Source organism: Paenarthrobacter ureafaciens (genome assembly GCF_004028095.1).
In the GTDB taxonomy this organism is placed as follows: Bacteria; Actinomycetota; Actinomycetes; order Actinomycetales; family Micrococcaceae; genus Arthrobacter; species Arthrobacter ureafaciens.
In genome coordinates, this window is the sequence record NZ_SBHM01000010.1 from 71296 (window position 1) to 91120 (window position 19825).

The 19825-nt window shown below is 62.3% G+C and carries 16 protein-coding genes; 12 read left to right on the forward strand and 4 right to left on the reverse strand.

Annotation, left to right across the window (positions count from 1 at the left end; translation table 11 throughout):
- The first annotated feature begins 823 nt into the window (after positions 1 to 823).
- Positions 824 to 2500: an IS21 family transposase gene (gene istA / locus AUR_RS19860; RefSeq protein ID WP_062096294.1), complete on the forward strand. Its 1677-nt coding sequence runs from the start codon at positions 824 to 826 to the stop codon at positions 2498 to 2500.
- Positions 2497 to 3348 carry an IS21-like element helper ATPase IstB gene (gene istB / locus AUR_RS19865; protein WP_062096301.1) on the forward strand — a complete coding sequence of 284 codons (852 nt, stop codon included), beginning with the start codon at positions 2497 to 2499 and terminating at the stop codon, positions 3346 to 3348. Before istA ends, istB begins: the two co-directional genes overlap by 4 nt.
- Before the next feature lie 15 nt (positions 3349 to 3363).
- Here the strand turns inward: istB and merA are convergent, their stop codons facing one another.
- Positions 3364 to 4806, reverse strand: coding sequence for a mercury(II) reductase (merA, locus tag AUR_RS19870; protein ID WP_062096303.1), 1443 nt, complete (start codon positions 4804 to 4806; stop codon positions 3364 to 3366).
- 166 nt (positions 4807 to 4972) lie between these two features.
- Between merA and AUR_RS19875 the strand changes: the two genes are divergently transcribed.
- The 10 genes from AUR_RS19875 (at position 4973) to AUR_RS19920 (ending at position 15159) form a co-directional block, all read left to right on the forward strand.
- Positions 4973 to 5362: a heavy metal-responsive transcriptional regulator gene (locus AUR_RS19875; protein ID WP_128397311.1), complete on the forward strand. Its 390-nt coding sequence runs from the start codon at positions 4973 to 4975 to the stop codon at positions 5360 to 5362.
- 678 nt (positions 5363 to 6040) lie between these two features.
- Complete coding sequence (locus AUR_RS19880) at positions 6041 to 6355, forward strand: hypothetical protein (protein WP_062096305.1); 315 nt, start codon at positions 6041 to 6043, stop codon at positions 6353 to 6355.
- Positions 6356 to 6361: 6 nt separating this feature from the next.
- The gene (locus tag AUR_RS19885; RefSeq protein WP_062096307.1) at positions 6362 to 7768 is read left to right on the forward strand and encodes a type IV secretion system protein; all 1407 of its coding nucleotides are present in this window, start codon (positions 6362 to 6364) and stop codon (positions 7766 to 7768) included.
- Positions 7761 to 9239 (forward strand): SCO6880 family protein, encoded by a 1479-nt coding sequence (locus AUR_RS19890; protein WP_062096309.1) that lies wholly within the window; start codon positions 7761 to 7763, stop codon positions 9237 to 9239. Before AUR_RS19885 ends, AUR_RS19890 begins: the two co-directional genes overlap by 8 nt.
- Entirely contained in the window at positions 9236 to 10696 is a 1461-nt protein-coding gene (locus tag AUR_RS19895; protein ID WP_062096311.1) for a hypothetical protein, read from the forward strand. Before AUR_RS19890 ends, AUR_RS19895 begins: the two co-directional genes overlap by 4 nt.
- Before the next feature lie 26 nt (positions 10697 to 10722).
- Entirely contained in the window at positions 10723 to 12486 is a 1764-nt protein-coding gene (locus AUR_RS19900) for a type IV secretory system conjugative DNA transfer family protein (protein ID WP_062096313.1), read from the forward strand.
- On the forward strand, positions 12483 to 12983 hold the full coding sequence (locus AUR_RS19905) for a hypothetical protein (protein ID WP_062096318.1): 501 nt from the start codon (positions 12483 to 12485) through the stop codon (positions 12981 to 12983). The genes AUR_RS19900 and AUR_RS19905 overlap by 4 nt, the downstream gene beginning before the upstream one ends.
- An 85-nt stretch (positions 12984 to 13068) precedes the next feature.
- Positions 13069 to 14214 carry an ArdC-like ssDNA-binding domain-containing protein gene (locus AUR_RS19910; RefSeq protein ID WP_062096320.1) on the forward strand — a complete coding sequence of 382 codons (1146 nt, stop codon included), beginning with the start codon at positions 13069 to 13071 and terminating at the stop codon, positions 14212 to 14214.
- A gap of 54 nt (positions 14215 to 14268) precedes the next feature.
- The gene (locus AUR_RS19915) at positions 14269 to 14775 is read left to right on the forward strand and encodes a single-stranded DNA-binding protein (protein ID WP_062096322.1); all 507 of its coding nucleotides are present in this window, start codon (positions 14269 to 14271) and stop codon (positions 14773 to 14775) included.
- A 102-nt stretch (positions 14776 to 14877) separates the two neighbouring features.
- Complete coding sequence (locus AUR_RS19920) at positions 14878 to 15159, forward strand: hypothetical protein (RefSeq protein WP_062096324.1); 282 nt, start codon at positions 14878 to 14880, stop codon at positions 15157 to 15159.
- A 69-nt stretch (positions 15160 to 15228) separates the two neighbouring features.
- Here AUR_RS19920 and AUR_RS19925 read toward each other — a convergent pair whose 3' ends face one another.
- The 3 genes from AUR_RS19925 to AUR_RS19935 all read right to left on the reverse strand — a co-directional run bounded on the left by AUR_RS19925 (position 15229) and on the right by AUR_RS19935 (position 19654).
- Positions 15229 to 15477: a hypothetical protein gene (locus AUR_RS19925; protein ID WP_128397306.1), complete on the reverse strand. Its 249-nt coding sequence runs from the start codon at positions 15475 to 15477 to the stop codon at positions 15229 to 15231.
- Positions 15478 to 15755: 278 nt separating this feature from the next.
- Positions 15756 to 19316 (reverse strand): MobF family relaxase, encoded by a 3561-nt coding sequence (mobF, locus tag AUR_RS19930; protein WP_062096329.1) that lies wholly within the window; start codon positions 19314 to 19316, stop codon positions 15756 to 15758.
- Positions 19313 to 19654, reverse strand: coding sequence for a hypothetical protein (locus tag AUR_RS19935; protein ID WP_241650988.1), 342 nt, complete (start codon positions 19652 to 19654; stop codon positions 19313 to 19315). The genes mobF and AUR_RS19935 overlap by 4 nt, the downstream gene beginning before the upstream one ends.
- Positions 19655 to 19825: the final 171 nt, after the last annotated feature.

Consider the following 19825-nt stretch of genomic DNA (forward strand, 5'->3'; position numbering starts at 1 on the left):
ATAGGACATTAGCGTGGTTGGAGGAGTTGTTAGTCCGGTTCATGACCAAAAAGGCCGCCCCGCCCGGACTCGGCTGGTACCCAGTCGCAAAGTTGCTTCGGCATAGGCTTAAGTGTGCATGGCGGCAACCCTTAGCCCGGCATGATCGCGCAGCACGCTCATGACGGTCGCGGACGATCGTTGTCGTCCCTCCTTTTGCGCCTATGGTGATACCGAGTCCGAATGCGATGACACGGGGCCCATCTTCTGGTTGCGCAAGTACAGGGCTAGGGCCAGCATTTTGTCGTCGGTGATGCGCGGCCCTCCGAATGGTTGGCCGGGCTTGCGGGGGCTTTCGTGGGCCTAGAGGGTGCCGTCGCGTGCTCTGGGGGAGTGCGCGATCTGCTGCGCGCTGGCTTTCACGGCCTGAGCTTGTTCGCGGCCCGCGGCAGGCCGGCGCTGTGCGCAGTTCCTGCCGGCTACAGCCCCGGGAACAGATCCACCGGGCTTTGCTGCCCGGTCGAACGTGGTCGGACTTCCCACAGACGTGTCGGGTCGTATGACGAAAGAACTGGCTACACACGCCGGATCTCCCGTGCGTGCGATAGGAGGTGCGGAGACGCCTGACATCTCCTCATTTTTCCACTTGCCGGAACGAGCTCCCAAACTAGTGTGTATGTGATGATCGCACGGGGATGGTGAGTATGTCAGTCTGATCGGAGCCCACTAGGACGGCCCGAACGGTACCCACCAGCTGGACATGCCGAACCTAATGACGGCTTGAATGGTACCCACCTGTGAGCGTTGATCCATCCAGTGTTGGATCAACGACGGGAGGGCCGGGATGGGGTCAAGAGTGGAGTTGTTCGCGCAGATTCGGAGGGATGCCCGGGTGGAGGGGGCGTCAATCCGGGAGCTTGCCCGCAGGCACCAGGTGGCGCGGAAAACCGTGCGTAAGGCGTTAAGTTCCCCGGTCCCGCCGGAGCGCAAAACTCCTCAACGATCCTCGCCGCGGCTTGATCCTTTTAGATCCGCGATCGATGCCATGCTCGTCGAAGACACGACGGCGCCGCGGAAGCAGCGTCACACTGCCCGGAGGATTCTTGCCCGGCTCATCGAAGAGCACGGCGCGGAGGAGTTGTCGTATTCGACGGTGCGTGACTACGTTCGGGTCCGCCGGGCGCAGATCGATGTGGAGGCCGGCCGCCGGGTTGAGGTATTTGTTCCCCAGGAACACGCCCCGGGCGCGGAAGCTGAAGTGGACTTCGGCGAAGTCTGGATCGTGCTGGACGGGGTAAAGACGAAATGCCACATGTTCATCTTCCGGCTGTCCCACTCTGGCAAGGCCATCCACCGGATTTACCCCACCCAGGCCCAAGAAGCATTTCTCGAAGGCCATATCGAGGCGTTCAACGAGATCGGCGGCGTGCCGGTCAAACACATCCGTTATGACAACCTCACCAGTGCTGTCAGGTCCGTGGTGTTCGGGCAGGGACGGAACCGCCTGGAGAACGATCGGTGGGTGCTGTTCCGTTCGTTCTATGGATTTGATGCCTTTTATTGCCAGCCAGGTATTGCCGGCGCTCACGAGAAAGGCGGGGTAGAGGGCGAGGTGGGCTGGTTCCGCCGCAACCGGCTTACGCCGATGCCCGTGACGAGGTCCCTTGAGGACCTCAACGACCGGATCCGGAGCCGGGAGGTCCAAGACGATCAGCGGCGAATCGATGGCAGGATCCGCACCATCGGCCAGGACTTCGCCGCGGAGGCCCCGCTCCTGGCACCGTTGCCGGCGGACGAGTTCGATCCCGGTCTGGTGCTGAACCCGAGGGTGGACCGGTCCTCGATGATTACCGTGCGGATGGTGAAGTACTCGGTGCCGGCACGGTTCATTGGCCGGCGGGTCCGGGTCTCCTTGCGGGCGTCCGAAGTTGTGGTGTTCGACGGCCGCGCGGTGGCGGCCCGGCACCAGCGGATTATTGCCAAGGGCGGGCAGTCGGTCCAGTTGGACCATTATCTGGAGGTCCTCAAGACCAAGCCCGGCGCTTTGCCTGGTTCCACAGCTTTGGCCAGGGCGCGGGAGTCAGGTGCTTTCACCAGCGCCCATGAAGCCTTCTGGTCTGCCTCGCGCAGGGTCAACGGCGATGCCGAGGGGACCCGTGAACTGATTGACGTCCTGCTGCTGCACCGCTCGATGGAAGCCGAAGACATCGAGGCAGGGATCACCGCAGCCCTTGAAGTAGGTGCTGTCAGCGCCGACGTCGTAGCGGTGGAAGCCCGTAGACACGCCTCCAGCATCCCCGCTGGTGGGTCCCGTCCTGACCGTCATCGCGGTGCTCATGCTGAAGCGAAAGTGCAACGAGTTGTCAGCCTGACCCAGCGTCGGCTGATGGACCCGGCCGCTGTCATCGCCGGGCTCCCTCCAGACAAGCGACCGCTCCCGACAATCAGCGCCTACGACGAGCTGCTGGCCAAACGCACCGAACACTCCGCAGGAACCACGTCGAAGGAGAACATCTCATGAGCCCCACCGCACCGGCCACCACCATCACCCCAACCCTGCGACGGCGCCGCGGCCTGACTGAGCAGGCCGCGGTCGCGGCCGTGGACCAAGCATGCCGCCGGCTGCGCCTGCCCACCATCCGGGCGGTCCTGGACGAAGCTCTGGGCGTGGCGGGGAAAGAACAACTCTCCTACCAAGGCTTCCTGGCCGAGCTGTTGCTGGCCGAGTGCGATGACCGCGACCGTCGCTCCTCAATCCGACGCGTCAAAGCCGCGAACTTTCCACGGGACAAATGGCTCGGTGATTTCGACTTCGACGCGAACCCGAACATCAACCCCGCTACCATCCATACCCTCGCTACCGGCGACTGGATCCGCAAAGGCGCACCGCTATGCCTGATCGGGGACTCCGGAACAGGCAAATCCCACCTGCTGATCGGGCTGGGCACCGCTGCAGCTGAGAAGGGATACCGGGTCAAATACACGCTGGCCACCCGGCTCGTGAACGAACTCGTCGAAGCCGCCGACGAGAAAGTTCTCGCCAAGACCATCGCCAGATACGGCCGGGTCGACCTGCTGTGCATTGACGAGCTCGGCTATATGGAGCTGGACCGCAGAGGAGCCGAACTCCTCTTCCAGGTCCTGACTGAACGCGAAGAGAAGAACTCCATCGCTATCGCCAGCAACGAGTCGTTCTCCGGCTGGACCAAGACATTCACAGACCCGCGTCTCTGCGCCGCGATCGTTGACCGGTTGACCTTCAACGGCACCATCATCGAAACCGGCACGGACTCCTACCGCCTCGCCCACAGCCTGACGAGGAACGCGCACTCTGACGTAGCAGCATCCGGCCGCCCCACGAACACATAGGTTGTCGTTGCCATGTCATGCCGCGCAGCAGGACAGTTTTGAGACGTCAGTAGTGAAGGACTGGGCTGCTATCTTGATGCCTTCGGCCATGGTCAGATACGGGCTCCAGAGGTTCGCGACCTGATCAACGGTCATCCCGGCCTCCAGAATGTAGACCCCGGCCGCTGCGAGGTCCCCGGCTTCCTTTCCCACGGCAGTGATCCCGACGATCCGGCCCGTGTCCGCGTCGGCAACGATCTTGATGAAGCCGTGGGTGTCACGGTTCACCAGCGCCCTGGGGACAAATTTGAGCGGCAGAACCCGGCACATGCACCGGATCCCTGCCTGGTTCGCTTCCTTGTCCGTCATCCCTACCGCCGCCAGGGCGGGGCTCGTGAACGTAACCCGGGGCAGGTGCCGGTAGTCGACCTCGCGCCCGGCACCTTCGAAAGCGTTATCCACCACCAGGGCCCCGTGCGCGGCGGCGACATAGACGAACTCCCGGTGCCCTGTCACGTCGCCCGCGGCCCAAATCCTCGGATTAGTACTGCGAAGGCTGCCGTCGACCAAGACTTCCCCGCGGTCCCCGGTTTCGACACCGACCATACAAAGGTTCAAATCCTCCGTGACCGGGCGTCGGCCTGTTGCCAGGAGCAAGCGCGCGGCCCTGAACTCCTCCTGTCCTCCTGAGACGGAAGCGTCCACGACCACATCCCCAGACGACTGATCGGTCCGGACCGAGGACACTGTCGCCCGGCGGAGGACCCGGATACCCTCGTCGGCGAAAACACCCGTGAGGGCATGCCCGGCTTCAGGCTCTTCGGCCGAGGCGAGCCTGGAGCGGACCAGCATGGTCACCTTCGTTCCGAGCCGGGCGAACAGCTGCGCCTGCTCCAGGGCCACATACCCTCCGCCCAAGACCAGCATCGAAGAGGGAACTTCCTGCAGCTCCATCGCACTCGTGGACGTCAGATAGTCCACCTGGTCCATTCCCGGCACTTCAGGAATCCAGGGGGTGGAGCCGGTTGCCACCAGGTAATGTTCGGCGCTCACCGTCTCAGTGGTCCCGCCCGGGAAAGTGATGTTCAAAACCGGGACGGCCGCGGTTCCGGCGAACGCCGCCGTCCCCTGCTGCAGCTTCCATCCGTAATCCGCGGCGAGGTCCACATACTTCTCTGACCGCATGGCCTCGACTAGGGAGCGCTTCCCGGCGACCAGTTCGGGCATATCCACCGGCGCCGAGGAGTTGCTGATGCCGGGGAACCGCCCGGAAGCGTCCACGGCGACATGGCGGGCTTCCGCGGCGGCCAGCAGGGCCTTGGACGGGATGCAGCCCGTGTTCACGCACGTGCCGCCCACAGTGCTGCGCTCAACCATCAACACCCGCTTGCCGCGATTAGTTGCGCGTATGGCAGCAGCGAAAGCACCCCCGCCGGAACCGATGATGGCCAGGTCATAATCGAAAGGTGTTGCCGACATGAGGGACTCCTAAAGATGCGAGGGGGAGCAGCCGCCAGCACAACTGCTGCTCAGCCGTTGCGGGCCTTCAGCCGAAGACCTGCTCTGCATCTCATTCTCAACCTTCCCCTAGACTGGAATGTCAAGGAATCGCCGTCCTGGTGGCCTGCTAAGAAATGGGTTCATGATGCGTATCGGTGAGGCCGTGGCAGCGGCAGGGATGACGACGAAGACGCTGCGTTTCTACGAGGACAGCGGGCTTCTCCCGGCAGCGAAGAGATCCTGTAACGGCTACCGGGACTACACCGAAGACTCCGTGGCCAGGCTCGAGTTCATCCGCCGCGGACGGGCCGCAGGCCTCGCCCTGACGAAGATACGTGAAATTCTTGGCCTCCGTGACGCCGGAGAAGCCCCCTGCGCCCACGTCCAGGACCTGCTCTCCAACCAGCTGGCAGACCTCGACCACCAGATTGCCGAACTGATTGCCTTGCGATCCGTCGTCGCCGGCCTCCACGCCAACGCCGCTGCCGGGACCGACGCAAGCTGCGATCCCGGACGCATGTGCAGCTACCTCTGACGCCCGCCTCCACCGGACGCCAGCTCCCAGCCTCCAGACCTTGGACTTCGTCCCGACCCGTGGCAGCGGTTTCACAGCGCCAAAAAGCAGACCAAAGCGCCTCCGCACTGTCCGGCTGGTGGGTACCGTTCGGGCCGTCCTAGTGGGCTCCGATCACGTTGACACAATCAGGGATGGACCTGTTTATGCTGATTTTGCAGGGATCTTTCTTCCTCCTTTATGAGCGCAACACATGCACCTGACATGGACCCCCGGGAGCAGGCAAGACTATTCGCGATCGGCGCGGCAGCGAACCTCACGCCGTCGCTGCGCCGTGGTGACCGTTAGTGAAGCCTGATCGGAATGTCTCTTCGAAGGACGCCATCATCCTCCAGCCGACCTCTGATCGGTCGAATTGATCACCCTGCCAGGGCGATTGGATGACTCTAACCGCGCCCTAAACGGAGAAACGGGGGTCGAGCTCACCCACCCTGCTATAACCTCACCGGAGACTAAAGCTCTGGGGTGGGCCGGTGCCATGCCGAAATGTGGTTGTGTCGGTAACGAGCCACTTTCCGGACATCTGTTGACACGAGTGGTGGAGTCGACATTGCGAATCGTTGTGGCTGCTGGCTCTTTTGAGTCATGTCGTTCCCTCCCTCCCCATCCATGAAGTCGTGAGCCAATGAGCTCATTCCATTGGAAGACGACTGGATGGAGCACCAGATGTTTCTGGCAGCAGTGGATCCTGGGATCACACCAAACGCGAATTTCCCCTTTCTTGAGTCGTTGAAGCAGATCGGCGGGGGCATCCTCGTCGGCGCCTTCATCGTCATCGCTATCGTGGCAATAATCGGAGCCGCGATGCTCTTGGCTGGCAAGTTGAGCCAATCCTCGCGGCTCGCATCCGGCGGAGGCGTGATTCTGCTGTGGACTGGCCCTGTCGCGGCCATCCTCGGCGGGATCAACGGCTACATCCTCTGGTCACAGACAGCATTCCCGCTCGGCTTCTGAGCAGCCATGCCAGTTGACTGCGACCTCAGTGGCTGGTGGCCGCCAGGATGCGGCCTCGTTTCGCAAGCGAACGACGGCATCCAAGGTTCCATCACATCCATCTTCGCCAACGTCCTGCAGAACATCGCCTCGTGGATGTGGGGCTTCATCACGGGCGCCTTCACCGTCTCCGACGTCGACGACTCCCAATGGACCGCCATCGGAGGACTGACCAATTGGTGGGTCGTCGTCATGATGACACCGCTCGTGGTGGTGATGATCATCCAACTTCTGTCGGGGCTGCTCAGCCAACAGCCTCGGCGACTCTTGCGGGCGCTGATCGGGGGAGCGGCAGCGGTGCCGCTCGTGGCGGCCGCCGTGTACATCGTTCGTCAGCTCACCCGGGCCAGCGACCAAGCTTCCGCCGCGCTCCTGGAATCGATCGGTACCGACCCTTACGTCGTGTTCATGCGGTTGTTTGGCTTTGAACGAGCTCCTCAGGGCTCAGACCGGGAATGGAATGTCGTCTCCCTCGCGCCCGGTAACCAGGGCGGCGCAGTTGGAGGCGCGATCGTCACTGCCATGGCTGTCGTCGTGGTGTGGATACTGGCGTTCATCCTCATGTGTTCGATGATTTTCCGGACGTTCGCGCTGGCAGTCCTCGCCGCAGTGGCTCCCGTCGCCCTCATGATGCTGCCGTGGGAGAAATCCAAGGTGTGGGCCGGGCGTTGGTGTGAAATCGTCGTCGCCCTTCTCCTTGCTAAACCTCTGGCGGCGACTGTCCTGGCAACCGCCATCAAGCTATTTGCCGATTCGAAGTCCTTCGCGGGGCTGGCCGCCGGATCTGTCGGGATGGTCCTGGCCTGTGGAGCACCATTGATGGCGCTTCGACTCGTCAGCTTCGCGGGTGGAGAGTTGGCCGCAGCGGCTCAAACTGCGGGCGGCGACCACGTTCTGTCGCGGAGCAACAGCATTGCAACGCGACAACTCAGTCGGCAACTTGGCGGTCGCCTGACGATCGCGTCAATGATGGCCCGTTCCTCAATTGCACGTCCTATTCCGTCGAGCCGCCGAGACATCCCCACACGAGCTCTGCCGCCTTCCGTTCCGCTGCCTCGGAGCCTGACAAGTACGACGCCGGTACACCGCACGGGCGGTGACGTCGCCTTGACGGACCGGTCGTCGTCGGGCAGTTCGAACTCCAGCAGCTCAGTCGTCAGGGGGCAAGTGGTCACTGACCATGACGTCAGCACCAGTACCACCAAGAACCCCGCTGGAGCCGGTCCGGGCAGGGCAACGTCCACGGGCACCCGACCAACAACGCGGTCACCTGAAGTCAGAGCCCCAAACAGTGCCTTGCCATCGACCGAATTGCCGCCGATCAAGCACAAGGACACCTACAGGCCACTACCTCCGGACGAGACCCATGAGTGACGAATCGCGGGCACTGGAACCCGTCAAATTTCCCAGGTACGAACGTCGTGGAATCTTCATGGGGTTGAAGTGGTACCAGCTCGCGCTGGTGGCCACCGGCGTTCTCGTAGCGATAATTTCCTCAGCGGCGGGCGGTCCCGGCGGCCTCGTAGTGACCGCCCCGATGTGGATTTCATTGGTGCTGGTTGGAGTGCTGCAGTACGCGCGGATTCCGTATCCGATTTGGGGCAGCCTCATCGTCCTGTTCTTCGTACGGAGTGTTCTAGGGCAAACTCGCTACCTGGCTCGCCCAGAGCGCCCTGTCAAAGCAGGAAAGCTTGCGCTGCCTGGGGGCCTGGGTAACCTCAAAGTCCAGCCGCTTTCCCGTGGGGAATGCGTGGTCCTCGACGCCCCGGGCAAGGAAGCCATCGTCGTGCTCCGTTGCAGCACTCGATCGTTTGCTCTGCTCGACGACGATGACAAAGCCTGGGCTGCACAGGCGTGGTCCAGGGTGCAAGCGGGGCTGGCGCAACGATCTGACATCGCACGCATTGCGGTCCAGGACTACACCGTGCCGTACCCGTCGTCAGCGCTTCAGGATTTCTACGATCGGACCGTCACCATTGATGACGGCGAGCGCAGCTCATGGGGGCAAATTGCGTACCAGGATCTGATCTCTGCGGCCGGGTCGGCGATGAGCCACGATGTGCTGCTGTCGCTCGTGGTGGACACATCGAAGTCTCGACGACGGATCAAGGAATCCGGCGGAGGGAAGAACGGGCTCGAACGCGTACTGCGTCTGGAGGTCGGTGCGATCACGACGTCGCTGGCGACCCACGGTGTCAGGGTTGATGAATGGTTGTCTGAGTCGAGGCTCCTCGACGTTTTCCGTGGAGCCTTCGATCCCGAGGCCCTTGCACGTGGGTCCTCCAAGTCGGAGCGACATCCCAGAGATGAGATGCAGCCACTGCGTCAGAGTTCCGGCCCCATGGCAGTCGACGAGCACTGGACCTATCTCCGAAGTGATTCTGGATTCCACCAAACGTTCTGGGTCGCTGAATGGCCGCGACAGAAGGTGTACCCGGGCTTCCTGCATCCGCTCGTCTATGTTGGCGACTTCAGGCACACGGTAACCCAGGTGATCAGGACCGTGCCGACCATCGAAGCCCTGCGCGACATCCGCTCGGCCCAGGAGGCTCACGAAACTCGACGGCGGATCAACGCACGCTTCGATCGACCTACGACGCGAGAACAGCGTGCGGAGGAAGAAGAAGTTTCCCAGCGTGAAGAGGAGATCGTGGCGGGACATGGTGACGTTCGGCCCACTGCCTTCGTCACCATCACCGCCGAGTCGTTGGAAAACTTGGCCCGGCATCGACATGAACTCGAATCAGCGGCCGCGGGCGCATTTGTTGAACTGCGTCTGCTTGCAGGTCAACAGTGGGCCGCATTCATTGCTGGAGGACTTCCCTTGGGGCGGGGACTGCGATGAGTCTCAAGAACCAAGAGGTGACCTATACGCCGTCGGGCACTCGCCCCGAGCGGAAGGACGCCAAACGGGCGGCGGCAGCGGAAGCGGTTCCAAGGAGAAGGCGCCTGTTCCACAGCGATGAGGACGAGATGGCGGAACGGCCGGACCGCGAGCGCCTTCGTGGTGACTGGGGGAGCCACGAAGCCAACTCCTTGTGGGCCCCACATCGTTTGCGGCCCGCGCCGCACCGCGCTTCGACCATGACGTTCGCGGCTGCCTACCCATTCATCACGGAGTCTGGCCTGGGCCATGAAGGAACCTACATCGGAACGGATGTCTTTGGCTCTGGCGCCTTCTCGTACGATCCGTGGATTCTCTACGACAAAGGCATCATCAGCGGCCCGTCGATCGTCGTCATCGGCACGGTGGGGACTGGTAAGTCGATGTGCGGCAAGTCGCTGGTTGCGCGGTCAATAACCCTCGGAAAGAAAGCAGCGGTTGCCTCCGATCCCAAGGGGGAGTGGGTTTCCGTGGCCAATGCAGTGGGCGGCAAGGTCATTTCCGTTGGTCCGGGTCGTTCGGCGCGTGTGAACCCACTGGATGCGGGACCGCGGCCGAGCTTGCTGACAGATACGCAATGGAAGGCCGTCGTGCGGCAGCGGCGCCGTCAACTGCTCGTGGCTCTCGTGTCTCTCATGAGGCAGGGTACTCCACTCCATCCGGTTGAACACACGGCTTTGGACATGGCGCTGATGGAAACGACCGCCGAGAACTCGACGCCGACGCTCCCCATGGTGCTGGACCACTTGCTCAACCCGTCCCCGGAAACCCTGGCTTTGGTTGGTAGGGATGGAGGCGTCGCTGTTAGTCACTCGCTGAGAAGGACAGTTTCGGGTGACTTGGAAGGTATGTTCGATGCTCCCTCCACAGTGGCCTTCGATGCAGACGCGCCAATGATGGTGATGGACACGTCGGCTTTGATCGGTGCGTCCGAGCAGGCGCTGTCTTTGGCTGCTGCCTGTAGCGCGACATGGCTTGAGGCGGCGGTGACAAACCCCGACGGCGGCAAGCGGCTTGTGGTGTACGACGAAGGTTGGCGGATGCTCGCCGATCCCTACATGTTGGCGAAGATGAGCGAGCAGTGGAGGCTCGCCCGTACCTATGGGATCGCCAATCTGCTGATAATGCACAAGGTGGCCGATCTCAACGAGATCGGCGACAGCACCAGTGGTCATCGGCAGAAAGCGCTTGGGCTGCTGACCGAGGCGGACACTCGCATCATCTACCGGCAGAAGCACGACGCCATGCGGCTGACCAAGGAGGCACTAGGCCTCACGGAAGCCGAGTGCGATCACGTGGAGAACCTGCCGAAGGGTGTCGGGCTCTGGAAGGTAGGGAATCGGTCATTCATTGTTGCCAACCGGGTGACCACCGACGAGCTCGATGTCTTCGGTACCGATGATCGGATGCACCTGTGAGGACTCGATCAGCGAGTATGAATCCGATGGTGTCGGTAGGTCTGTGGGCGATTACTGGTTACGTTGTCTTTTGCCTTCTCGTCCAGGCCGCCGCCTCAGCGGCGACGCCTCGGCAGTGTGCCGCCAGGCCGCCGTCGTTCTTCAATACGGTGGCCGGCATCGGGCTGTTCGTCGGCCGCTCTGACTGGATCTCGCGGGATTGTGCGCCGGACATGGTTGCAGTCTGGTGGATCGTGGGTGGCGTGCTTGCCGTGGTCGCGGCGCTCGCGGTTGGGGGAGTCCTCGGCTGGAGGATGTGGAAACAATCCGGTGCGTGGCTCCGGCAAGACATCCTGAGCAGGGACGGCGTGGCTGGAAGGGCGGAGATTGTCCGCGACTTTGGCTCCCGAGCCGTCCGACGCCGCGGTCTGTACACGCGTCCCGGGCTGAGTAGGCCGAGCATCCAAGACGTCTCGTGGACGCTCGGGCGCTCGCGGGGAGTAACCGTCCATGTCTCGACGGAGGAGTCGATGGTTATTCAAGGTGCACCACGGTCAGGCAAAGGCCTGTATGTGGTCATCAACGCGATCCTCGACGCTCCAGGGGCGGTGGTCACGACGTCAACGCGTGCCGACAACTTGGTGGTGACCATGCGGGCCCGGATGAGTGATGGGCGGCCTGTTACGGTGTTTGATCCGCAGGGCATGTCGGGGCTGCCGTCCACGCTTCGGTGGTCGCCTGTCCGTGGGTGTGGGGATCCTGATATCGCAACGCGTCGAGCCCTGGTGATTACTGCAGATACTGAGATGAAGGGTGAGAACGCGGCGTGGCAGAAGCGCTCGCTGATCGTTTTGCAGTGTCTCCTGCACGCGGCAGCTCTGTCGGGCGAGGGCATTGCTGCCTTCCGCCGTTGGTCCTCCAGCCCGGTCCTGGCACGCGAGGCATTGGACGTCCTCGGCCGCACGGGAGCTGCGCTCGGTTGGCAGGCAGACTTGATGGGGATACTGGAGGACGATCCTCGCAATACCTCGAACTCGTGGATCGGAGTCTCTGCCGCAGTCGCACCGTTGTCCTCGCCACGAGTATTGGCGGCGCTGAATCCGCAGGACGAAGCCCAAGAGTTCGACCCGAAGGCCTTCATCAGACAGCGAGGAACTCTGTACCTGATTGGCACGCGATCCGGTGCCGCGGCGGCGGGGCCGTACCTTTCCGCTCTCATTGACGACATCGACTACGCGGCCCGCGAGATGGCGTTCGTCTCGGCCGGCGGGCGACTGGATCCACCGCTGTCACTGATCCTTGACGAGATTGCCAACCTGTCCCCGTGGCCTGGGCTTCCAGTGGTGCTCTCTGACGGCGGAGGTATTGGGATTTCCACTCTGGTGGTACTTCAGTCTTTGTCCCAAGCCCGCAGCGGTTGGTCGATCGAGGAGGCAGCGACAATTTGGGACTCCGCAATCATCAAGGTCATCTTCGGCGGAGGGTCTGACGAACGTGACCTGCGCTCGCTGGCGGGTCTGCTGGGCGAGCGCAGCCTCATCATGAACACCCGATCCTGGTCAGCTCAAGGGCGCCAGGACGGCGAACAGATCCGGGATACTCCGGTGATCCGCCTTGACGAGATCCGTCGCCTTCCGGTTGGTACTGCCCTCATGCTCGGACGACGAACCCGACCTATACTTCTTGACCTGCGCGACTGGCACAAACGCAAGGACGCTGCTGAACTGGGCCGTTCGAAAGTTGAGACGGAGCGTGAGTTGGCTGCCGGTCACCTGACCAGGCAGGAATCGAACACCGAGGTTGAATCATGAGCACCCAGGCCGATGATTCCGACTTCGAAGTTGGCCGAGTCCCTGACCTTGACGACGAGCTGACGGCTGAGCTGTTCCGCTCGTCGTTTCAGCCCTCGCCCCGCACTGTGGGTGTCACTCGCCGGTGGCGGGATATGTCAGCGGAACAGGCTGAGGTTGTGTGGCAGAGCCTCTTTGACTGGGTTCGATGGTTCGTCGCCACCTACCAGCTGACCACCTCCGTTGTGCCCGATTGCTGGTGGCGGCATTCGGAAGTGGTTGCCGAGCTCTACGCCCTGCAGCGGGCGGAGATAGCTTCCTTCACTCCTGATGACTCCGGCTTCGGTCCGTTGGCCTTCCACGAAAGGCTCCCACACGCCGTCGAGCGTCTCAGAACCCACACGAGAACCGCAGGGTGCGTCGGGTTGCAGAGCCACAAGGAGCCGGTCACCAGGGTTGTACCAGCGGAACTGGCTTTCGACGACTGGAAATTGAGTGCTCATCAGTTTGGGGCCTGATCAGGTCATGGCGTCCAGGCTCGGGCCGGACATGGATAGGTGATCCCTTCTCAGGGCTGACTCAGAAGTACGAAGGATGGCTGTCGTGGCCGCTGCACCTGAATCGAACGCTCACCTCCCTGGCGGGACGGACGACGTCGGCCTTCCGCCGAGCGTTCGAATGTCGCCTGAGGAGCGCATCGCGAGTCTCACCGAAGGGCTCCATGCTGCCCTTGTGCAAGCCATTGAGTCGCCGGCTCGATGGCAGGTGTTGCTCGATGCCTCAGCCACTTTGTGGCGTTATTCAGGGGGCAACGTCGCCCTGCTGATGGCGCAGATGGCACAGCGTGGTACCGAGGAGCCGACGCTGGTGGCTGGCTACAAAGAGTGGGCGCGTCATGGGCGGACGGTGCTGCGGGGCGAGCACGCGCTCTGGGTGATCGCGCCGCGGACTGCATCCATGCAGGAGTTGAAGATGGCGGATGGTCAGCGGAAGCTTTTGCCCGTGGCTCAGGCTGCGCCGGTTGATGCGGTCACTCTTGGCAAGAGGAACGTCGTCACGGGTTGGCGCGGACAGGCAGTTTTCGACGTTACCCAGACGGAGGGAACGCCGATCCTGGTGCCGCGCGGGGGCGTTGAATCCGGCGAAAACCTGGACGACCTGTGGCGGTCGCTGTGTGATGTCGCCAAGGAACGCAGCTTCCGGGTGGAGATCTCCGGTGTCCAGTACGGCTACACGAGCGGCTACACCGATTTCGATGCTCGTCGAATCCAAGTTGGCTTGTGGATGAGCAGCGAGGAGCGGGTGGCCGTCCTGGCCCACGAACTCGGGCACGTCCTGTTGCATGGTCCCGAAGACAGTGTTGGTCGGCTCTATGGCAGCAGCGCGAATCATCGCGGCTTGGCCGAAGTAGAAGCCGAGTCGGTGGCCTATACAGTCCTTCGGGCTCACGGCATCGATCGCGGGCCACAGTCGGCCACGTACTTGGCTGGGTGGGCTGACGCGGTCATCAGAACCGAGAAGGAACTGCAGGAGGGACGTGCTCCGACGTCGCGCGTGGACATCGCCAAGTCCGTGCTGGGACGGGTGACGGCGGCAACCAAAGGCATACTCGCTATTTCGGATCCTCCTGGGTTTGGTGGGAAGTTCGCTGCTGTCAGCGCTTCGCCCGCTATCACGGCTTCCTCTACCTACGCTGGCGTGCCTGGCCCGGGCACCTCGATGCACGGCCCCGAGTTGGCAGGTCCCTGAACCCCATCAGATGTCCGATGGGAGAGGCCCGTCGGCGAAGAAAGGTAACCGACCATGAACACAAAAATTCCCATCACCATCGCGGGAAACCTTGTCGCGGACCCTGAGCTCACGATAGGGGAGTCCGGAACGCCGCACGCAAAGATTCGAGTCGCTGTGAATCAACGCATCCAGAATCCGGACGGCACGTGGCGGGACGGTGAGCCGGTCTTCCACAACGTGTCGGCCTTTCGCATGCTTGCGGAGAACGCGGCCACATCTCTTAAGAAGGGGGATCCTGTGACCGTCTCCGGTGAACTGGAATTCCGGTCGTACGACAAGGACGGCGAGCGCCGCGAGGCCCGACGCATCATCGCTGACACGATTGGCCCTGATCTTCGGTTTGGGACCGCCACCTACCAGCGTTCTGCCCGCGCCGTCACGGAACCGGAAACCGCTGTGGAGGCAACCGGTCCGGAGGCAACGACAGCGACGGGCTGGCCGGTTTACAACGTGACGACGAAAAGCCCGGTGGTGGCGTCCCCTTTTGGCAAAGCGCCGGGGAGTGAGATGTCTGCCTGATCCGCTCCTGCGGCTCGCTGCCCACGTCGCATGTTGGCGACGTGGGCAGCCGTCTGTCTGGCATGGAATCCTGCATTCGAATATATGTTCTAATCTTGTTCTATGAGACCGAAGCAAGACTCCATCGCTTTCGCACGCATGATGGCCCAGATCGAGGCCGACGACAATCACCCCAAGCCGGACGACGGCAAGATCACTGAGCTCGACCTCGGTAAGCAGCCGTTGGTCCGCGTGGGCGAAATCTATGGTCGGGCCATCAAGTACACGAGGTCGTTTGGGCTGGTGGAGTGGGTGGATGATCGGCGGGTTTATCACGTGGAGTGGTTCCCGGCCGGGCAGATCAAGCGGGTGGACCAGGAGTCGTGGAGGGGGCGGCCGCTCTGAAGCACACACTGCCTTCGTGCTGGACCTAACAGATGCGCGTCCTTCACGGTTGAGGGTAGCTCCTACCGATCAGAGCTGCGGCGCCCACGTAAGGACGTGGTCACCGGCTATGGAGTAGGTGGCGGGCCAGGGGGTGCCGGGTCGCACCTGCTCAGGGTCAGGTCGGATTAGCAGCACGGAGCCAGGCCAGATGGGCTCGGCCAGCGCTTCGATCCAAGCGGGCTGGATGTAGTCGAAGCGGTTCCAGCGGATTGTGATCCAGGCTCCCGTCGGCTGGGGGGAATCAACACTTAGTACAGTCACTTCGGCTGTGGTCACGGAGGAGTGTCTTAAGGATTCCAGTAGCCGCCATTGAGCGGAGCTCGCCGTCTTCCAGGCTCGGTTGTCACGGATTCGCCTGTGCCAAAAGAAGGACAGTGGGAGACCTGCTGCCACGACTGCTACTAGGGCCCAGCTAGTGGCGGGAAACGCGACGGCCATCGCAGCAAGAGTAATGGCAAGTGCCAGCGTCACCGCACTTGTGACTATCAGAGCGGGTGTCGCGACTTTCGGTTTGAGGACAGGATTTTCTTGCACGTTTTGCTCCTCTTCCCAGTTTAAAGCTGCCAACCCGTACTGATAAGGCTTTGCTGAGTTTGCATTTCGTTGAAGCCGACGACAGCTGTCGGCTCAAGAAGTGGCTGGGATGCCTTTTGGACTGCCACTTGGAGGCGTTCCCATTGCGATCGCTGTTCCCACTCCCAGGCGGCCGGAGCAGTACCGAGTGGGAACAGGGAGTCATGGATACCCCAATGGTCTCTATAGACGGCAACTTCGCGCACCAACGCAGCAATCGCGTAGGAATCCATTTGTGCCCCGAGTTCATCGAAAAGGGCTGTCTCCCAGTCAGGTTCCTCTAGTAGTGCAGCCCTGGCGACCAGCTCCGTACGGCTCCCAATCCGCCGTCGCACCTGGTCCAGAGTCTCTTTCAAGTCGTCACGTTCGACGACGAACTGTTCTGTCATGGGATCGATGGGTGCGTGGGGCATCGCGGAGCAGTAGCGGCGAAGGCGTGAGTGGATCACTGCGGTGACGTCATTGGCCGTGGGGCCTGACCCTATGGATTCGGAGAGTACGCGATGCGCCCCTGGGCGATTCGTGTTTGTCGCCTGGCGCCATGCAGCTACAGCTGCTCCCCATGCGGGGGAGACCCGCAGTGTGACAGCCAGGCCGGGTGAAAGGAGCTCGAGACTTCTTGCCAGATCGGCGCTCGCGGCTATTTGGGCCAGGTAGTCGTATTCGCGGTTGAGTCGCTCAAGGCTGTCCGCGTGGGAGCGTTCACGGTCGCGAACCTCGTGGGCCGTTCGCTCGGCGCCTTCCGCGGCCAGGACTTCGCCAAGTATCGTCCGCCAGTTGGATCGAGCGCTCGGGTCGAGTATCTCGTCTACGTCGGGGTCGTTCTCACTGACGTAGGCCGTGTTGGAGAGTCGTCCGCGGGTCATGCTGACGTACAGGAGTTCACGGGTCAGTCGCCCAGGAGTGACGACGACGTGGGCGGAGTCCACCGTGATGCCCTGAGATCGGTGGGCTGTTGTGGCGTAGCCAAGTTCTACCGATGACTCTAGGTATGAGGCACCGAGTTCGACCGTCGCACCGGTATCCGTCCGCCGAGCATGTAGGGATCGGTGACGTACGTTCACACCCAGTACTTCCAGGAGCGTCCCGTTCCGGATGAATGCGCCCCGGTCGTCCACAATTGACCGTTCATTTTGACGGGCAATGACGATGTCGCCGCGACCCGCCCGCAGCCCATCCCTCAGCACGAGTGTCTGTTCTGCATCGGCGACGCCCAGGATCACCCTGTCAGCTTGGGCTCGCTGGTTGAGCATGCCGACCGTCTCGTTGTCAGGAGCGATCAGGACCGAAGCGTGCCCTGAAAGGACGTCGGAGTGCCAAGCGGCATATGCGCGGTCCATCATGTCCAAATAGGTGCCGTGACTGATCCGACCGTAATACTCGTAATTCGCGAGCACGGACATGTCACCTGCACGAAGACCTACGGAAGCAGACGCCTCCCAGGCGTGCTGGAAGCGCCAAATGGAACTCAACCTGGCAGCTTTTCCTTGCCGGTCGAGCCAGCCAAGAACTCCGCCGGCGTCGATGGAATCAAGCTGAGCCGGATCGCCAACTAACAGGACCTTCGCCCCAGCCTGTTGGGCTTGTGCCACGATGGCCGCGAGTTGCTGGGTGGAAACCATTGACGCCTCATCGATCACCACCAGCTGATTCGCATTGAAGGTCCACTGGGACTGCTCGGCTGCCAATCGTGTGATCCGTTGCTCGAGAAGTGACTTAGTAGCGTTCGTAGTCCCGTGTGAGGTAAGCCGAGACTCTGCATCAAAGAAGGCCGAACACCGTTGCGCTGCTCCGCTACCCAAGGACTCGTAAAGCCACTTGGAGACATTCTCAGCAACCATGGCCAACTCCGAGCCAAGAACCTCGGCGCTCGCAGCCGCCGGAGCCAATCCGACAACGCTGCCTGCACCGAACTGCAATTCCCAAGCCGCCTTGATCGCGCCGAGGGTTGTGGTCTTCCCCGTGCCGGCCGGGCCAACGATGGCCTCCAGTCTATGGGAGCTCAGCAAGATTTCCGCGGCCGCGGCCCTTTGGTCTTCGTGCAACTCCGACGTGCCATCCTTTCTGTACGAGGCGACTGACGCCATGGCGACATTCGCGCTGACAGCCGGGCCGCCGTCGTCGTTCCTTGCCGCAAGAATCTGATCCTCGAAGGCGAGAGTCGCCTCATCCGTGTAGAGGCGTGAGCCATGGAAATCAAAGACGCTGCGGCCGGCGAAGCGGAGATCATCGGCGGCATCGGCGGGAAGGGTGTATCGGTACTCGTTGAGCGGCACCGACTGGAGCTCCGCAGCCGTGGCGACGGCGTCGATCATCGCGTTACGGTCGTCCGGCGATGCGCATCGGATCTCGGCGCACACGCGTTCGGCTTCCGCGATCAGGTTCCAGCGATTCCACGTGGACCGCTTAGCGGCGACGCGCTGACGAGAGACATGCCCGACGGCGGCAATCCAGTCAGGGGCTAAGTCGCCTATGCGGAAGGGTCGGTTGTTCGATCGGCGGATAGTGGAGGCGACGACTCGCTCAGGGTCGAAGCCTTTGGTCCGTGAGCGATCGCTCCAGATGGCGGAAAGCTGACGCAGGGGAGTGGGGGTGGTGTCTTTGGGAGTTCGTGTGGACAGCGTTGCTTGTTGCCGCAGCTTTATGGTGGTGGTAGCCGATGGGCGGATGCCGTGTTCGGCGATCCATGCGCTGACCAGTCGATCGGTCTCGACATCGATGAGTCTCGATCGATTGGAGAATTCGCGGATGAGGGCGTCGTCGATGCCGGTCAGCTGTTGGCTCGGGTTGTGGGTGTTTTGGGCTGGTGCGCGGATGTCCGTGTCCGTACCGAGGTTCTGTTTGAGGGCGTCGAAGAGCAGGCCGTTGTAGTGTTCGCTGGCCGCGACCACCGCTTTGTAGAGGCTTCGCGAGTCGAGTGTGGTCCAGGCGCCGTCGGTGATGCGCTGGACGCGGTTGGCGATCACGACGTGGGTGTGGAGTTGCGGGTCACCGGCCCGTGATTCCCAGTGATCGAAGCCCGCGGCGATGACACCTCGTGTGCCGAGGTGGGCGATGCCGTTTCGTCCGGCACGCGTGTTGATGACGAGGTCCTCCAGCCAGCGGATCGTTGCTTCGATCGCGTCGTGGTGGGTTTGGAGGATCTGCTCTTGTAGTCGGCGTGGGCTGAGGGCCCAGAGGGCCGAGACGGACTTGGGGACGCTGAAGGTGAGGTCGAAGCCGGCGACGGCGTGGTTGGTGGTTTGTCCGTGGTTCTTTTGGGTGACGGTGGCTTCGCCGTAAGCGCGGCCGAGGGGTGCTGCTGTGTCGGGGTGCTGGGCGCCTTGGAAGATTGACCTTGCGTCGGATTCCGATACAGTCTGTCCGGATGTTCGGTTGATGCCATCGAGCCCGCGACCAATCCAGCGGCCCTGCGGTGTGCCGGCGGCTAGGTAGTAGCTGATCGTGTCCGCGGGGGCGGGGTGGGCGTCATCGAGCATTGTCGACTTGAAGAGGTACTTCAGTCCGGACTTCACGGACAGCCGCGCGATGGACATGGTCATGCACGAAGCGCCCCCGTTCTGCTCTTGCTGGGCAGCCAACCTCGACGGCGGAGGATGCCGACGGTGGTTGGGTCGAGGGCGACTCCTTTCACTTTGGACACGTGTACTAGTGCTGCAGCTACGTGGGCCAGGTCCTGGATGTTCGTGCGCTGGGCCCGTTTCAGGCGCAGGACCTCGTTGTGGAGGAGACCGTTCCGTGTGTCGAGTTCGTCGTAGATGGCGTGGAGGCGCTCAAGTTCGGTCGATTGGGACCTTAACTCGGTGGTGAGGCGATCGATGTGGTCTTGGCAGGCGACCCTGCTCGTACTTTCGGATGTTGTCGAATTCTTCTGGCTCACGAACGTTCATGGCAAAGTCATCGACCGCGTGCATGACGATTCGCCTCAAATTCGGAGTGACGGGCCTTGGATGCCAGAGGTGTGAGTGAAGGTGGGGCCTGTGAGAGGGGCGATCGCTGCTGTGGTCTCTTTCTCGTGGCAATGAAGCGCCCTTTGACGTTTCTGGATTCT

What these genes read in the sequence shown, in the direction of transcription:
- istA (WP_062096294.1), top strand. Translation starts at nt 824, where the DNA reads ATGGGGTCAAGAGTGGAGTTGTTCGCGCAGATTCGGAGGGATGCCCGG.
- istB (WP_062096301.1), top strand. Translation starts at nt 2,497, where the DNA reads ATGAGCCCCACCGCACCGGCCACCACCATCACCCCAACCCTGCGACGG.
- merA (WP_062096303.1), bottom strand. Translation starts at nt 4,806, where the DNA reads ATGTCGGCAACACCTTTCGATTATGACCTGGCCATCATCGGTTCCGGC.
- AUR_RS19875 (WP_128397311.1), top strand. Translation starts at nt 4,973, where the DNA reads ATGCGTATCGGTGAGGCCGTGGCAGCGGCAGGGATGACGACGAAGACG.
- AUR_RS19885 (WP_062096307.1), top strand. Translation starts at nt 6,362, where the DNA reads ATGCCAGTTGACTGCGACCTCAGTGGCTGGTGGCCGCCAGGATGCGGC.
- AUR_RS19890 (WP_062096309.1), top strand. Translation starts at nt 7,761, where the DNA reads ATGAGTGACGAATCGCGGGCACTGGAACCCGTCAAATTTCCCAGGTAC.
- AUR_RS19895 (WP_062096311.1), top strand. Translation starts at nt 9,236, where the DNA reads ATGAGTCTCAAGAACCAAGAGGTGACCTATACGCCGTCGGGCACTCGC.
- AUR_RS19900 (WP_062096313.1), top strand. Translation starts at nt 10,723, where the DNA reads ATGGTGTCGGTAGGTCTGTGGGCGATTACTGGTTACGTTGTCTTTTGC.
- AUR_RS19905 (WP_062096318.1), top strand. Translation starts at nt 12,483, where the DNA reads ATGAGCACCCAGGCCGATGATTCCGACTTCGAAGTTGGCCGAGTCCCT.
- AUR_RS19915 (WP_062096322.1), top strand. Translation starts at nt 14,269, where the DNA reads ATGAACACAAAAATTCCCATCACCATCGCGGGAAACCTTGTCGCGGAC.
- AUR_RS19920 (WP_062096324.1), top strand. Translation starts at nt 14,878, where the DNA reads ATGAGACCGAAGCAAGACTCCATCGCTTTCGCACGCATGATGGCCCAG.
- mobF (WP_062096329.1), bottom strand. Translation starts at nt 19,316, where the DNA reads ATGACCATGTCCATCGCGCGGCTGTCCGTGAAGTCCGGACTGAAGTAC.